The following is a 15673-nucleotide window of genomic DNA, read 5'->3' as shown; positions in this document are numbered from 1 at the left end:
CCCATGGAGCAAGGAACAGCAGTGAGCGACAGGACAGTGCACAACGTGAAGGGCTCTCATGCGTGATCTGAACGACGACGACGGCGGCAGGCAGGCGACCGCCGAGTCCATCGAGCGGGGCGGCGGCGGGCTCGGCGTGACCGACCTGCTGGCCCGGCTGCAGACGGCGGCGGCCGGACCGGCGCCCGCGCCGCCGGTCCGGGACGTGGACGGCCTCGCGGCCACCATCGCCACCGCGGCGGGCCGCTTCCTGCCCTCCGGCCGGCTGGCCCCGGACGCCGACTTCTTCGACGCGGGCGGTACGTCCGTCCACGCGGTGGAGCTCATCGCGGAGCTGGAGGACGAGCTGGGCATCGAGGTCGACCTGGACGACGTCTTCGCCGACGCCCGGCCGATCAGCCTGGCCCGGCGCTGGCTGCCGGTGATCGCGGGCACGGCGCCGGCGGAGAACGGTTCCGGCTCCGCACCGGTCCCGGTGAGCGGCACCGCGGGTGCGGCGGCTCACGTCACACCGGCCGCCCTCCTGCTCTCCGCCGCCGGCACCCTCCCCGCCCCCGCTCCGGGCACCCTCCCCGTCCCGGCGCCCCGCACCCCACCCGTCGTACCCAGCACCCTCCGGTCCACCGGCGACCGCCACTCCAGGGCCCGCCAGGAGGACCTCGACCAGATCCTGGCCGATCTCGCACTCGCCGACCGGCTCCCCTTCACCGACGTCCCCGAACCGCTGCCGCCCCGCCGGATCCTGCTCACCGGCGCCACCGGTTTCCTCGGCGGCCATATGCTGCTCGACCTGCTGCGGCACAGCGACGCCCATGTGTACTGCCTGGTCCGCGCCGCCGACGAGAAGGCGGCCGAGGCCCGGCTGGCGGAACAGCTGCGCAGCTACCGGCTGCCCTGGTCGTCGGAGGTACGGCGCCGGGTGACCGTGCTGCCCGGCGACATCCGCCGCCCGCGTCTCGGTCTGTCCGACGAGCTGTGGCACAGCCTCGCCCAGGAACTCGACAGCGTCGTCGGCGTCGCCGCGGCCGTGGACTTCCTGCGCGGCTACCAGTCCCTGCGCGGCAGCAACGTCCTCGGCACGCTGACCCTGGCCGAACTCGCGGCGACCGGCCGCCCCAAGCCGCTGCACCACATCTCCTCGATCGCGGTGTTCAACGAGGTCGGCATCACCTCGATGGGCGAGGACGACCCCCTCGCCCACATCGACCGGCTCATCTCCGGCTACGACCAGTCCAAGTGGGCCGCCGAGGTCGCGCTGCGCCGGGCCCGCGACCACGGTCTGGTGGTCACGGCGCTGCGCCCCGGCGGCATCGGCGGCCACACCAGGACCGGCGCCTACAACCCGCTCGACCTCAGCAGCGGTCTGATCTCGGCCTTCGGCCGCTTCCGCACCGTACCGGCGTTCCGTTACCTCAACGCCGCCCCGGTCGACTGGGTGAGCCGGGTCGCGGTCGCCGCGATCTGCGAGCCGGACGCCTGGGGCTTCGACTACAACCTGACCGGCGTCCCCAACACCCTCGACGACGTCGTACAGGACATGGCGCTCGGCGGGATGCACGTCCGCGTCCAGGACTGGGACGAGTGGCGCACCGACGCCCTGGCCCGGCTCGAAGCCGAACCGATACCCGAACTGGCCTTCCTGGGCCGGGTGCTGCAGAGCGCCACCGCCCTCAAGCTGGTCGAGGCCACCCTGAAGGGCCCCGCGGCCGGGAGCGAGCGCACCGACTTCCTCGTCGCGGCCTTCGGCCTGCCGCCCGCGGCCCGCTACGACGCACGGGCCCAGATGAAGACCTTCGAGAAGCTCGCGGGCGACGGTCTGGCCCGGCTGCCGCACAAGGACGACCAGCCCTACCTGTGGTTCACCGAGACGACCGAGGGCACCGTCGGCCCGGTCGGCGCGACGGCCGGGACGCCCTGCTCGATGGCGCTCACCCTGTCCATCGCGAGCATGTACCAGCTCGTGAAGGAGCGCCGGATCGACGTCACCGGCGAGCTGACCTGCTCCGCGATCCACCCCCGCCCGCTGACCGTCGAGCGCGGCGACGTCTGGATCCGCCCCGAGGAGGGCATCCCGCAGCAGCACGGCCTCAGGCACCAACTCCTGCGCTACCGGCTGCGATTGCGCGACGCCGACGGCGGACAGTGGTGGCTGGAGGGCCGCAAGTACGCCCGCGCCCGCCGCGACCTGTGGCGGCAGACCCGCGCCCTGACCGTCGAGATCGGCCGCGAGGGCGAGGCCGCGAGCCTGCTCGGCGAGGTCGTCGTACCCGCCGACTCCTACGTCCGCGACCAGATCGACGGCATCAAGGTCGACCCGCGCCTGACCGGTCAGGAGAAGCGGGCCGCCAAGCTGACCTGGCTCGCCTGGTTCGGCCTGGAGATGGGCCGCGGACTGCTCGGCCCGTTCACCCGGGCCGCCGCGGACCTGCTCGACCTGCGCCGCACCCCGACTTTCACGGAGCCCAACCGATGATGTTCAAGGCCACGACCTCCCGCACCCGGCCGGCGCTCCGCAAGGTCCGGACCACCGCTGCCCCGCGCCCGCTGCGCCACCGTCTCGACCCCACCCGGGTCGAGGAGATCCCCTTCCGCACGAGCGACGGCGTCCGGCTCGGCCTGACCCGGGTCGGCCCCGCGGACACCGGCCGCCCCGCCGTCCTGCTCCTGCACGGGCACACCGCGTCCGCGGACATGTTCCTGCTGCCGGAGACCCGCAACCTGGCCGACGTCCTGATCGACGACGGCTACGAGCCCTGGCTGCTCGACTGGCGGGGCAGCTGCCGGCTGCCGTACAACGAGACCGGCCGCAGGTACACCTACGACGACGTGGCGTTGTACGACATCCCCGAGGCCGTCTCCCACATCCGCGAACGCATCGGCGACCGGCCGCTGTTCGTGGTCGCCCACTGCATCGGCTCCCTCTGCCTGTCCATGAGCATGGCGGCGGGTCTGGTGCCGGGTCTTGCCGGAGTCGTCTCCCAGGGCGTGTTCCTGACTCCGAAACTCGCGGGCCGTACCTCGCTGCGCATGTCGGTCGCGGGGGAGCTGCTGAAGACCCGGATCGACCACATCCCGGTCGACTTCCGCAAGGTGGGCCTGTGGTCCAAGTACACGCCCCTGTTCGCCCTGGCCTCCCGCAGGGCGGACTGCCCCGACCCGACCTGCCAGATCCTGCACAACTCGGCCTGGGGCACGGGCGCCTCGCTCTTCGTGCACGAGAACCTCGCCGAGGCCACCCACGACCGGCTCGCCGAGCTCCTCGGCCCCGCGCCCCTGTGGATCCTTCCGCATCTGCGCCGGATCGAGCTGGCCCGCAGCGTCGTGCGCTGGCACGAAACCGACCACCGCTACCGGGCGCTGCCGCCCAACGCGCTGGACGCGGCCGGCCGCATCGACACCCCGGTGCTGCTCCTCGCGGGCAGTGACAACGGGCTCTGGCTGGACTCGCAGCGACTCTGTCACGAGGTGCTGGCACACCGGCAGCCGCAGCTCGACGTGGCCTACACCGAGATCCCCGGATACGGCCATCTCGACCCGTTCATCGGCCGGGGCGCCGCCCTCGACGTGTTCGGGCACATCCTGGAATTCCTCGGCGAACGACGGTGACGGGGGAGGGGGCGGCCGGTTACCGTACCGGGCAGTAACCGGACCGCACCCAGGAGGGCCCTCACATGCCGCAGCTCGAAGTCGACGGCGCCGCGTTGACGTACGACGACGAGGGCCCCCACGACGGCGACGGGGTGCCCCTGGTGTTCGTCCACGGCTGGACGGCCAACCGGCACCGCTGGGACCACCAGGTGGCGTACTTCGCCGAGAAGCGGCGGGTGATCCGGCTGGACCTGCGCGGGCACGGTGACAGCAGCGGGGCGGGAGTGCGCACGATCGAGGAGCTGGCGAAGGACGTCCTCGCCCTCCTCGACCACCTGAAGGTCGAGCGCTTCGTGTTGATCGGTCACTCCATGGGCGGGATGATCTCCCAGACCATCGCCCTGTCCCACCCCGAGCGCGTCGAGCGCATGGTCCTGGTCGACTCCATCAGCCGGATGACCTACAACCGGGGCAGGGGCCTGCTGATGGGCGTGTCCACCCTCGTGCCCTTCAAGCTGTTCGTCGCCGCCAACATCCAGCGGGCCTTCGCCCCGGGCTACCCGCGCGAGAAGATCCAGGAGTACGTCCGCGCCTCCGCCGACACCCCGCGCGAGGTGGTCATGACGCTGTACGGCGCCATGCGCGCCTTCGACGTTCTCGACCGGGTCGGCGAGATCCGCACGCCCACCCTGCTGATCCACGGCTACCACGACATCCAGCTGCCGGTGAAGCAGATGCTCCGGATGGCGAAGGCCTACCCGGACGCCGTCGTCCGGATCATCGACGCGGGCCACGAGCTGCCGGTGGAGAAGCCGGAGGAGCTGACGGCGGCGGTGGACTCGTTCGTGACCGCCCGCGCCTGACCCGGCCCCGCCGCACCTGACCCCGTCCCGCTGTTTGGGGAAGTCTTTACCCATGGCCGGTTCCCGGCGGGACCGGCCCCGTGCGGCGGCGATCCGTCCCCCTCGCACGGGTAAAACGCGGCCGAAAGGGTCATGAAGTTCGGCCGTTCAGGTGACGGCCGCGTTGACCGGCCCTCGTGTCTGGCACACGCTCGACATATAGGTGCTGGATGCATCCGGTTCGGCGGTGCGCCGCGGGACCGGAGGCTGGAGGTAGGGCATGTGCGGCATCACCGGCTGGGTCTCCTTCGACCGTGACCTGCGCGGTGAGGCCGCCACCGTGGACGCGATGACCGAGACCATGGCCTGCCGCGGCCCGGACGACCGCGGCACCTGGGCCGAAGGGCCCGCCGCCCTCGGGCACCGCAGACTCGCGATCATCGACCTGCCCGGCGGCCGCCAGCCCATGACCGCCGGCACACCGGACGGAACCGTCGCGCTGGTCTACTCGGGAGAGACGTACAACTTCACCGAACTGCGCCGCGAACTCACCGGCCACGGCCACCGTTTCACCACCGACTCCGACACCGAGGCCGTCCTGCGCGGCTACCTCGAATGGGGCGACGCCGTCGCCGAGCGCCTCAACGGCATGTACGCCTTCGCGGTCTGGGACGGCCGGCACGACAAGCTCGTCATGATCCGCGACCGCATGGGCATCAAGCCCTTCTACTGCTTCCCCACCTCCGACGGCGTCCTGTTCGGCTCCGAACCCAAGGCCATCCTCGCCAACCCGCTGGCCGGGGCCCGCGTCGGCCTCGACGGCCTGCGCGAGCTGTTCACCCTGGTCAAGACCCCCGGCCACGCGGTCTGGGAGGGCATGCGCGAGGTCGAACCCGGCACCGTGGTCACCGTCGACCGCACGGGACTGCGCACCCGGACCTACTGGAGCCTGGAGACCCGGGCGCACCCCGACGACCGCGACACCACCATCGCCACCGTCCGTTCGCTCCTCGACGACATCGTGCGCCGCCAACTGGTGGCCGACGTCCCGCGCTGCACCCTGCTCTCCGGCGGCCTCGACTCCTCGGCCCTCACCGCGATCGCCGCCCTGCAACTCGCCGAACAGGGCGAGAAGGTCCGCAGCTTCTCCGTGGACTTCGTCGGCCAGAGCGACCACTTCGTCGCCGACGAACTGCGCGCCACCCCGGACACCCCGTTCGTGCACGACGTGGCACGCCTTTCCCGGACCGACCACCAGGACATCGTCCTCGACGCACAGACCCTGGCCGATCCCGGCGTACGCGCCAAGGTCATCAGGGCCCGGGACCTGCCCATGGGCTTCGGCGACATGGACGCCTCGCTCCTGCTGCTGTTCAGGGCCGTCCGCGACCAGTCCACGGTCGCCCTGTCCGGGGAGTCCGCCGACGAGGTCTTCGGCGGCTACCTCCAGTTCTTCGACGAGGAGGCCCGGGCCGCCGACACCTTCCCCTGGCTGGCGATGGCCGCCCGGCACTTCGGGGACGACAGCAACGTTCTGCGGCCCGATCTCGCCAAGACCCTGGACCTGGAGGCGTACATCGCCGACGGCTACCGCACCGCCGTGTCCGCCGTCCGCCGCCTCGACGGCGAGAGCGACTTCGAGTACCGGATGCGGCAGATCTGCCATCTCCACCTGACCCGCTTCGTCCGTCTCCTGCTCGACCGCAAGGACCGGATGAGCATGGCCGTCGGGCTGGAGGTCCGCGTGCCGTACTGCGACCACCGACTCGTCGAGTACGTCTACAACACGCCCTGGTCCCTCAAGTCCTTCGACGGACGTGAGAAGAGCCTGCTCAGGGAGGCCGCGGCGGACGTCGTCCCGCGCTCCGTGTACGACCGGGTCAAGAGCCCCTACCCGTCCACCCAGGACCCCCGTTACGGCCTTGCTCTCCAGCAGCAGGTCAAGGACCTCCTCGCCCGCCCCGGCCACCGCGTCTTCGACCTGGTGGACCGCGAGAAGCTCCACCGGGCCGCCCACCGCGACACACCCGTGAGCACCCAGTCGGCCCGGCACGGCCTGGAAGGCGCCCTCGACCTGGCCATGTGGCTGGACCTCTACACGCCCGAACTGTCCTTCGGCTGACCGCCCGACCAGGGAGACTCCGTTCGGCCCCGCTCCAGCGCGCGGTCCGCGTCCGCCGCCGACGGCTGCCACCACGTCGTCACCGGTTCCCACACCCGGATCGTGTCCCCCGCGCCCACTTCGGCCGCGGTGAAGGAGCGCCCCCAGTGGGACGGGTCCCCGGCCACGGTCAGCGTGCCCACCCGGCGGGCCTCGGGGTCGGCCGGGTCGGCGATCGTCCGTACGGCCGCGCAGGCGGTCCTGCCGACGCCGAGCCGGTACGTTCCGCCGGCGCGCGCGGGCACCGGCAGGGCCGCGCCGTCGAGGTCACCGAAGGTGACCGTGGGGACGGGGTCGAGCGTGCAGGTGCGGCCGCCCCGGTTGGTGACGCTGATCCGCACCACGGCCGGATCGGCGGCCGAAGCCTGCGCCCGGACCGTCAGGTATTTCTCCGGACAGGTCCCGGCCCTGGCCTGCGGGGCGGCCCCGACCTGCGGTGCGGCCAGCAGCAGGGCAGCGGCGGTGGCCGCGACGGCCGGGACGGCGACGGTGGCGCGAAGACGCATGAAGGGTTCCCTTGTTCGGTCAGGTTCGGGTGTCCGGCCCGCAGGAGCTCCCGCTGGGCGGCAGAGAGCCGTACAGCAGGAAGTCGTCGATCCTGCGGTGCACACACTTCGAGGAGGAGTACCCGGTGTGCCCCTCGCCCCTGTTGTCCAGCACCACGGCCGACGGGCCGAGCCGCCGGGCCGTCTGCTCGGTCCAGCGGTACGGCGTGGCGGGGTCGCCGCGCGTGCCCACCAGGAGCATCTTCGCCGTGTCGACGTTCTTCACCTCGTGCCGGAGGAAGTCGGTGCCCTTGGCACGGCCGAAGCACATCAGCACCTCGGTGAGCCGGTGCCGGCCGAACACCGGCGAGGCCTGCTCGTACTCGGCGCGCAGCCGCTCCAGATCCTTGGTGATCCGTGCGGGCGTGGGGCGGTCCGGGTCGTCGGCACAGTTGATCGCCAGCAGCGCGGCCATCGTGTTGTCGGCCGGGACGTCCGCGGCGTCGACCAGCCCGCCGCCGCGCCCGCGGGGGACCGTCATGCCGCCATAGGCGAAGTTCTCCACCCCCCGGGTGTCCCCGTCGTCGACCAGCGAGGCCACGGCCCGCTCCAGCGAGGGCCACAGGTCCTTGCTGTACAGGGCCTGCCCGATGGCGCTCACCAGGTCCTGGCCGGTGAACTGCCCGCCGAAGTCCGAGGGCACCGGGTTCTCGTCGAGCGAGCGCACCAGCTTGACGACCCCGCTCCCGGCCAGACGCCGGTCCCGCCCGAACGGGCAGGCGATGTCCGCAACGCACCAGTCCAGGAAGTCGTCCAGGGCCGTCTGCTGCCCCTGGGCGGTCGTCACCCCCTGCTCGGCCAGGGAATCCGTCAGCGTGTCCACGCCGTCCAGCGCCATCCGGCCCACCTTGTCGGGGAACTGGGCCGCGTACACCGCGCCGAGCTTGGTGCCGTAGGAGAAACCGAGGTAGTTGAGCTTCCTGTCGCCGAGGGCCTGGCGTATGACGTCGAGGTCCCGGGCGGCGTTCACGGTGCCTATGTGGGGCAGGACGGGGCCGGAGTGGGCGGTGCACCGCAGGGCCACCTTGCGCAGCCAGGACAGCGTCGCCTGCGGGTCCGTGAGATCCGCGTGCCGCTCCGCCGTCCCCGAGCCCGTGCCGTCGGCGTCGCCGCAGCTGACGGGCGAGGACCGGCCGACGCCGCGCGGATCGAAGCCGACCACGTCGTAGCCGTTGGTCAGCTCCATGAAGTCCTTGCCGTCGGTGGCGAGTTGATCGACGGCGGGGACGCCCGGACCGCCGAAGTTGAGGAGGACGGAGCCGCGTGACTTCCCGGTCGCCACATAGCGGGCCAGCGCCAGGTCGAGCGTGCCCGTGGCGGGCTTCTCGTAGTCGAGCGGGACCGTGACCTTTCCGCACTCCAGGTCCTTGGCCCTGTCGTCGCCGCTGCAGGCCGTCCAGATGATCTTCTGGCGGTAGAAACGGGACAGGTCGGGCCGGGGCGGGGTGTCGGACGCCGCCGCGGGCAGCCCGGCCCCGATCAGGGCCAGGGCAACCGCTCCGGCGCCCGCGCAGCGCCGGAGAACGGGCCGCGGGGACAGTGTGGCCGGCATCGATGCCTCCAGGGACGTCATGCTGCGGACCGGGGGACAGCGCCCTCGCTCACGATATGCGGGCCCCGGAACGCCCGCCTCCGGGCCAGCGGGCGGACACGGAGTGTCGTATCATCCGCACGCACGGTGAGCATTCGATGGTTTTACGACTGGTTCGAAGGCCGTGTCACTCGATCGGGCCGAAAGGCCGATAAGCCATAACTCGGATGGTTCGTCTGCGTTCAACCGGGGGCGGGTGAGTGCCCGCAACCATGTCTGGAAGGCAGGGAACCTATGAGAAGGGTTGCCCGAAACGGTGTGATCGCCGTCGCCGTCGCGTCCGGCGCGATGGCTGTGACAATGCCGGCTTTCGCCGATTCCGGCGCGGACGGCTCCGCGGCCGACTCGCCCGGGCTGATCTCCGGCAACACCATCCAGCTCCCCTTGCACGTCCCGGTGAACGTGTGCGGGAACACCGTGAACGTGGGGGGACTCCTCGACCCCGCCGCGGGCAACACCTGCGCCAACGCGGGCGGCGGGGGCGGCGGGGGCGGCGCCGGGACCACGTCCTCGGGCGGTGCGACCGCGCACGGCGGCGGCAAGGATGCGCCGGGCGTGGTCTCCGGCAACACCATCCAGCTCCCGGTCCATGTGCCGGTGAACGTCAGCGGCAACAGCGTGAACGTGGTCGGCGTGGGCAACCCGGGGACGGGCAACGAGTCCGTGAACACCCCGGGCGAGCAGCCCGATCAGCCGGCGGCCCCGGTCCCGCCGCGGGCCCACCCCCGCACGCCGCCGCCCCACCGGGCCCGGCCGCAGACCCCCGTCGCCCTCGCCCACACGGGTACGGATCTGACCGCGCCCGCCCTCGGCGGCAGCGCCGCCTTCCTCATCACGGGCGTCGCTCTGTACCGACGGTTCCGCCCGCGGCCGGAGCGCTGACGCGGGCGGCCGCCGGAGGTCCCACCGGACGCGATCGGTGGGACCTCCGGCGGCCGACGCCGCGCCACCGCCGTGGGTCTGGCGACCGACCTCAACGGCCTTGTCGGTACGTGCTGTTGAACCTCCAACGGCTCGAACCCGGCGTGACGCGTCCCCGGGTGATCGGGAAGGATGCTGCGGGCGCGGCCGACCACCGCGCACCCCGCTACGGAATGGAGCGCACCCATGACCTCTCCGGCCCCCCAGGATCTCGTCGTCACCCGGGCCACCCTCCGGGACTGGCCGGTGATCAGCGGGTGGGCGGCGGACGAGGGGTGGAATCCCGGGCTGTCCGACGGCCCAGCCTTCTTCGCCCAGGACCCCGAGGGTTTCTTCCTCGGCCGGATCGACGGTGAGCCGGTCTCGGCCATCTCCGTCGTCAACTACGGCACCGACTACGCCTTCCTGGGCTGCTATCTGGTCCGCCCGGACCTGCGGGGACGCGGCCACGGCAGCACCACCTGGAAGACCGCGCTCGCGCACGCCGGAAACCGCACTGTCGGCCTGGACGGCGTCGTGGCCCAGCAGGACAACTACCGCCAGTCCGGCTTCGAACTCGCCTACCGCACCGTCCGGTTCGCCGCAACCGCGGCGGAGGCGGAGACTCCCGCGGATGTCCGTCCCGCCCGCCCGGCCGACCTTCGGGCCATCACCGCGTACGACAGCGCCTGCTACCCGGCCGAGCGGCCCCGCTTCCTGGCCGAGTGGCTGACCGGCACCGACCACCGGACCTTCGTCCGCCACGACGGCGGACGTCTCACCGGCTACGGCGTCCTGCGGCCCGGCCGCGACAGCCTGCGCATCGGCCCGCTGTTCGCGGACGGCCCCGACGACGCCCGGGCCCTGTTCGCCGCCCTCACCGCCGACGCCGTCGGCCACGAGGTCGCCATCGACGTCCCCGAGACGAACGCGGCGGGCATCGCCCTGGCCGAGGCGGCCGGATTCACCCCCTCCTTCGAGACCGCCCGCATGTACACGGGCCCTGTGCGCGACTACGCCCAGGACCGCGTGTTCGGCGTCACCACACTCGAACTCGGCTGACCGGCCCGGTCATGCGTAATCCCCGCTCCGCTTCCCGGGCGGGCGGCCCGTCGGCCGGTCAGGTCTCCGCCCCGTGGAAGCGCCGGTGCAGGGCACGTACGTCCTCGACGAGTTCCGGCACCGGTCCCTCGACGAGCACCCCGGGCGCGACCTCACGGATGGGCAGCGCCCGGACCGGCGGTGCGGGAACCGCCAACTCCGCCAGCCAGAAGGTGAGTTGCTCCGAGGACGCCACATACACGATCCGCCCGAGCCCCACCCAGGCGTGCGCCGCGGCGCACATCGGGCAGTGCTCACCGGAGGTGTAGACGGTCGCCGAGGCCCGCTCCGCGGGGGTCAGATGCTCCGCCGCCCAGCGGGCCAGCTCGAACTCCGGATGCCGCGTACGGTCCCCGGAGGCCACCCGGTTGTGGTCCTCGGCGAGCACGTCGCCGTCGGCGGACACCAGCACCGACCCGAACGGCTCGTCGCCCGCCGCGAGCGCCTCGGCCGCCAGCTCCACGCAGCGACGCGCAAACGGCAGTTCGCTGTCCATCACCATGACGCACAACCCCTCTCACCGCATGACTCCGGGGCGCACGGTACGGGCAGCAGGGCCACTCCGGCCAGGGCTTTCCACGGCCGGACCCGAGGGGCGTACGGCCGGGAAAGCGTACCGCCGGCCCACGGTGACCACGGCGAGCGACACCGCCACCAGCGGGAGCGCCGTCCACGGCAGGGCACCGGGACCCATACCGTCCAGCGCCAGGCCCCCGGCCAGGGAACCCGCCGCGATGCCCGCGTTGTACACCGTCGCCTGCAGGGAGGTGGCCACGTCGGCGTCGGCGGGGCCCGAGGCGTCGACGAGCGCGGTCTGGATCAGTGTCGGTGCCCCGCCGAAGGCCACCCCCCACACGGCGACGGCCCCGATGAGCACGGCGGGCGTACCGGCCGACAGGCCGAGCACGACCAGCACGGCCGCGAGCGACGACAGTGCGGTCAGCAGGGTGGTGCGCAGATGCCGGTCGATCAGCACGCCGGTGATCCAGATGCCGACGACGGTGGCGCTCCCAAACACCGCGAGCAGCAGCCCTGTGTGCGCGAAGCCCATGTGTGCCGCGAACGGCGCGACATAGGTGTACATCACCTGGTGCCCCAGCAGCAGGAACAGGGTCACGGAGAGCACCGGGCGGATCCCCGGCCGGGCGGCGACCCGGATCAACGGCACGCGCGCGTGCGGGGGTTCGCCGGGGAAGTCGGGCACCCACCACCGCGTGAAGACCGCCAGCAGTACGGCGAGTCCGGCCAGCGCTCCGAACGCCGTACGCCAGCCGAGCGCCCCGGCCGGCGCGGTTCCGGCGGGCACGCCCAGCGCCAGCGCGAGGGTGATCCCGGCCAGCACGATCGCGATCGCCCGGCCGCGCCGCCCGGCGGGCACCATCCGGGCCGCGTATCCGACGAGCATCGCCCACAGCGTGCCGCCCATGGCACCGGCCAGCAGGCGGGCCATGAAGGTGAGGGCGTACGAGGACGAGACGGCGACCAGCGCGTCGGCGCAGGCGAGGCCCAGCAGCGTGCCCATGAGCACCGGCCGCCGGGGCAGCCCGCGCAGGACCGCCGTGAGCGGGATCGCGGCCAGGAAGGAGGCCGCCGCGTACCCGGTGACCAGGAAGCCGACACGGGCCTCGGAGACACCGAGCGCCGGTGCCATGACCGACAGCAGGCCGGCCGGGAGCAGTTCGGTCACGACGGCGGTGAAGGCCGCCGCGGACAGGGCCAGGAGCCCGGGCCAGGGCAGCGGTCCGGGCAGGGGAGTGCCCTCGATGGGGGAAACGGTGGACATGCGACCATGGTCGGACCCTCACATCAGTGTGAAGGCAAGCGCTGCCCGGAGGGAGCCATGAGGATCGGCGAGCTGTCCCGCCGCACCGGCGTCCCCACCCGGCTGCTGCGCTACTACGAGGAACAGGACCTGCTCCACCCCGAACGCGCCGACAACGGCTACCGCTCCTACGGCGAGTCCGCGGTCCAGGACGTCCAGCAGATCCGCGGCCTGCTGGACTCGGGCCTCACCACGGAGATGATCCGGGCGATCCTGCCCTACCTCTCCGGTCCGGAGCAGATCCATCCGCCCGCCGAGTGCGTGACCGAGCAGACCGCGGCCCTCCTCACCGGTCACATCGACCGTATCCAGGCCCGCATCGACTGCCTGGCCCGCAACCGCGACCGGCTCAGGGCATATCTGGCCGCGGTGCGTCCGGACGCCGCGGGAACCGCCGACCGGTAATCCCGTTGCCCGGGCCCGCCCCGGATGCTGGAGTGAACCCATGGATCACGCCTCGGTGCTCGCCCTGTACGACCGGGACATGCGCGAGGGCGCACGGCCCGACCCCGGCGCCCGGATCGAACGCACCGGGAACGTGGTGCGCCAGGTCGCGGACGCCCCCGGCTGGAACGGCGTCGTCTGGTCCGGCCTGGACGCCACGAGCGCGGACCGGGCGATCGCCGACCAGATCGCCTACTTCACCGGCCTCGGCCGCGACTTCGAATGGAAGCTGTACGGCCACGACCGCCCGCACGACCTCGGGTCACGGCTCGTCGCGGCCGGGTTCACCCCGGAGCCCGAGGAGACCCTGATGGTCGCCGAGGTCGCCGCCCTGACCGCCGACACGCGGCCACCCGACGGGATCCGCATCCTGCCCGTCACCGACCCGGCCGGCGTCGACCTCGTGGTGGACGTGCACGAGCAGGCCTTCGGCACGGACGGGACACGGCTGCGGCACCGGCTGCTCGACCGGCTGGCCGCCGACCCGGAGACGGTGGTCGCCGTGGTGGCGCTCGCGGGGGACGAGCCGGTCAGCGCGGCCCGCCTGGAGCCGGTGCCCGGCACGCGGTTCGCCGGGCTGTGGGGCGGTGGCACGGTCGAGGCCTGGCGCGGCCGGGGCATCTACCGTGCCCTGGTGGCCCATCGCGCCCATGCTGCAGCGGCCCTCGGCTACCGCTATCTCCAGGTCGACGCGGTGGCGCGGAGCCGCCCCATCCTGGAACGCCTCGGCTTCGCTCCACTGAGCACGACCACGCCGTACGTGTACACGACCTGAGCAACGCCGTTCCCCCGGAGTGGTGCGACTGCGCACCGGCCGGGCCGAACGGGCCGGTGCGCAGAGCCGATCGGCCCCATGCGTCGGCTCGGCCGCACCGCGAGTCTTAGGCATGGGGGTCCGCCTCCCTCAGCGCCCGACGTCGACGGTCCCGGGCGCCCGGTCGAGGCGGCAGGCCCGCCGGACGCCGAGGGGAGCAGCGTCGGCGGGCCTGTGCGCGTGCGCCCCCACGATTCCGACGATCGTTCGTAAATGTCCCCCCTGCCCCCGGAATTCGGAGGCGGTCCGCCACGGTTATTGCCGGGACTTTCTGTTCACCTCACAGTCATGCCATGTACCTTTCAACCGATCGACGCGTGTAGAACCCTCAATCTGGTTCTACGCGCGCAGACTTGGCGCCCGCACCGCCTCTACCCCACCGCTCACGGAGGTTCGCCGGATGCTCGGATCCAGAAGATCCCGCCGCAGACTCACCACGGCCCTGGCCGGCTTCGGGCTGCTCGTCACGGGAGCCGCCCTCCAGGTCGGCACCACCGCCACCCCCGCCCAAGCGGCCACCACGCACCGCATCCTGTTCGACAACGCCCACGCCGAGACGGCGGGCAACGCGGACTGGATCATCTCCACCAGCCAGCCCGACCCGCTCGGCCAGGACTCCTCCCCGTCCGCCGAGACGGACTGGACCGGCGCGTTGTCCTCCTGGGGCGTCGCCCTCCAGAAGACCGGCAGTTACAGCCTGAAGACGCTGCCTTCGGGCTCCAGCCTCAGCTACGGCGGCTCCTCGGCCACCGATCTGTCGAACTTCGACACGCTGGTCCTGCCCGAGCCGAACACGCTGTTCACGACCGCCGAGAAGACGGCGATCATGAACTTCGTGAAGAACGGCGGCGGTCTGTTCATGATCTCCGACCACACCGGCGCCGACCGCAACAACGACGGCGAGGACGCGGTCGAGATCCTCAACGACCTGATGACCAACAACAGCGTCGACTCGACCGACCCGTTCGGCTTCTCCATCGACTCGCTGAACATCAGCTCCGGCTACCCGGCCGCCATCAGCGACAGCACGGACCCGGTCCTGCACGGCGATTTCGGCACCGTCACCAAGAGCCTCATCGCCAACGGCACCACCGCCACGCTCAAGCCCGCCGACAACTCCGCCGTCAAGGGCCTGGTCTACCGCAGCGGTTACTCCGGCAACACCGGCGCCTTCTTCCTGACCAGCACCTTCGGCAGCGGACGTGTCGCCTTCTGGGGCGACAGCTCACCCATCGACGACGGTACCGGCCAGTCCGGCAACACCCTGTACGACGGCTGGAACGACTCCGGCGCCACCAACGCGGCCCTCGCCCTCAACGCCACCGCCTGGCTGGCCGGTTCGGGCACCAGCGGCGGGGGCGGAGGCGGTGGCGGCACCTGCACCGCCGCCCAGCTGCTCGGCAACAACGGCTTCGAGTCGGGCAACAGCACCTGGAGCGCCAGCAGCGGTGTCATCACCAACTCCAGCGGCGAGTCGGCGCGCACGGGCTCGTACTACGCCTGGCTGGACGGCTACGGCAGCGCCACCACCGACACCCTCTCCCAGTCGGTGACCATCCCGTCCGGCTGCACCGCCGCCGCCCTGAGCTTCTATCTGCACATCGACACGGCGGAGACCACCACCAGCACGGCGTACGACACGCTCAAGGTCCAGGTCCTCAACAGCTCCGGAACTGTCCTGAGCACCCTTGCGACCTACTCGAACCTGAACGCGGCGAGTGGCTACACCAAGCGCAGCTTCAGTCTGGCGAGCTACGCCGGCCAGACCGTCACGCTCAAGTTCACCGGCACCGAGGGCAACACCCTGCAGACGTCCTTCGTCCTCGACGACACGGCGCTCGACGTCAGCTGACGCGCCGGGGCCC

The 15673-nt window shown here is 72.1% G+C and carries 13 protein-coding genes; 9 read left to right on the top strand and 4 right to left on the bottom strand.

Annotation, left to right across the window (positions count from 1 at the left end):
• The first annotated feature begins 58 nt into the window (after window positions 1–58).
• The 4 genes from ACZ4EG_RS11550 to asnB all read left to right on the top strand — a co-directional run bounded on the left by ACZ4EG_RS11550 (window position 59) and on the right by asnB (window position 6552).
• Complete coding sequence (locus tag ACZ4EG_RS11550) at window positions 59–2473, top strand: thioester reductase domain-containing protein (protein WP_467790489.1); 2415 nt, start codon at window positions 59–61, stop codon at window positions 2471–2473.
• A complete protein-coding gene (locus ACZ4EG_RS11545; RefSeq protein WP_467790488.1) occupies window positions 2470–3606 on the top strand; it encodes an alpha/beta hydrolase in 1137 nt (378 codons plus the stop codon). Before ACZ4EG_RS11550 ends, ACZ4EG_RS11545 begins: the two co-directional genes overlap by 4 nt.
• A gap of 65 nt (window positions 3607–3671) precedes the next feature.
• A complete protein-coding gene (locus tag ACZ4EG_RS11540) occupies window positions 3672–4451 on the top strand; it encodes an alpha/beta fold hydrolase (RefSeq protein WP_467790487.1) in 780 nt (259 codons plus the stop codon).
• A 259-nt stretch (window positions 4452–4710) separates the two neighbouring features.
• A complete protein-coding gene (gene asnB, locus ACZ4EG_RS11535) occupies window positions 4711–6552 on the top strand; it encodes an asparagine synthase (glutamine-hydrolyzing) (RefSeq protein WP_453550357.1) in 1842 nt (613 codons plus the stop codon).
• Here asnB and ACZ4EG_RS11530 read toward each other — a convergent pair.
• Both ACZ4EG_RS11530 and ACZ4EG_RS11525 read right to left on the bottom strand, forming a co-directional pair.
• Complete coding sequence (locus ACZ4EG_RS11530; RefSeq protein ID WP_467790486.1) at window positions 6525–7097, bottom strand: DUF4232 domain-containing protein; 573 nt, start codon at window positions 7095–7097, stop codon at window positions 6525–6527. The genes asnB and ACZ4EG_RS11530 overlap by 28 nt on opposite strands.
• Before the next feature lie 19 nt (window positions 7098–7116).
• Window positions 7117–8688: an alpha/beta hydrolase gene (locus ACZ4EG_RS11525; protein ID WP_467790485.1), complete on the bottom strand. Its 1572-nt coding sequence runs from the start codon at window positions 8686–8688 to the stop codon at window positions 7117–7119.
• 327 nt (window positions 8689–9015) lie between these two features.
• Between ACZ4EG_RS11525 and ACZ4EG_RS11520 the strand changes: the two genes are divergently transcribed.
• Together ACZ4EG_RS11520 and ACZ4EG_RS11515 are read left to right on the top strand one after the other, a co-directional pair.
• Window positions 9016–9609, top strand: a complete 594-nt coding sequence (locus ACZ4EG_RS11520; RefSeq protein ID WP_467790484.1) for a chaplin — start codon at window positions 9016–9018, stop codon at window positions 9607–9609.
• Window positions 9610–9834: 225 nt separating this feature from the next.
• Entirely contained in the window at window positions 9835–10689 is an 855-nt protein-coding gene (locus ACZ4EG_RS11515) for a GNAT family N-acetyltransferase (protein WP_467790483.1), read from the top strand.
• A gap of 58 nt (window positions 10690–10747) precedes the next feature.
• On the opposite strand, the gene ACZ4EG_RS11510 is transcribed toward ACZ4EG_RS11515, so the two are convergent.
• The gene (locus tag ACZ4EG_RS11510) at window positions 10748–11230 is read right to left on the bottom strand and encodes a nucleoside deaminase (RefSeq protein ID WP_467790482.1); all 483 of its coding nucleotides are present in this window, start codon (window positions 11228–11230) and stop codon (window positions 10748–10750) included.
• A gap of 15 nt (window positions 11231–11245) precedes the next feature.
• Window positions 11246–12511 (bottom strand): MFS transporter, encoded by a 1266-nt coding sequence (locus tag ACZ4EG_RS11505; protein WP_467790481.1) that lies wholly within the window; start codon window positions 12509–12511, stop codon window positions 11246–11248.
• Window positions 12512–12568: 57 nt separating this feature from the next.
• On the opposite strand from ACZ4EG_RS11505, the gene ACZ4EG_RS11500 reads away from it, so the two are divergent.
• The 3 genes from ACZ4EG_RS11500 (at window position 12569) to ACZ4EG_RS11490 (ending at window position 15660) form a co-directional block, all read left to right on the top strand.
• A complete protein-coding gene (locus tag ACZ4EG_RS11500) occupies window positions 12569–12955 on the top strand; it encodes a MerR family transcriptional regulator (protein WP_453550340.1) in 387 nt (128 codons plus the stop codon).
• 40 nt (window positions 12956–12995) lie between these two features.
• Window positions 12996–13769, top strand: a complete 774-nt coding sequence (locus tag ACZ4EG_RS11495; RefSeq protein ID WP_467790480.1) for a GNAT family N-acetyltransferase — start codon at window positions 12996–12998, stop codon at window positions 13767–13769.
• Window positions 13770–14208: 439 nt separating this feature from the next.
• Window positions 14209–15660, top strand: coding sequence for a hydrolase (locus ACZ4EG_RS11490; RefSeq protein ID WP_453550335.1), 1452 nt, complete (start codon window positions 14209–14211; stop codon window positions 15658–15660).
• The last annotated feature ends 13 nt before the right edge of the window (window positions 15661–15673 follow it).

The organism is Streptomyces sp. NPDC025638 (assembly GCF_055558775.1).
Note: the sequence above shows the minus strand (reverse complement) of the source record. Positions and strands in the feature narration are given on the sequence as shown.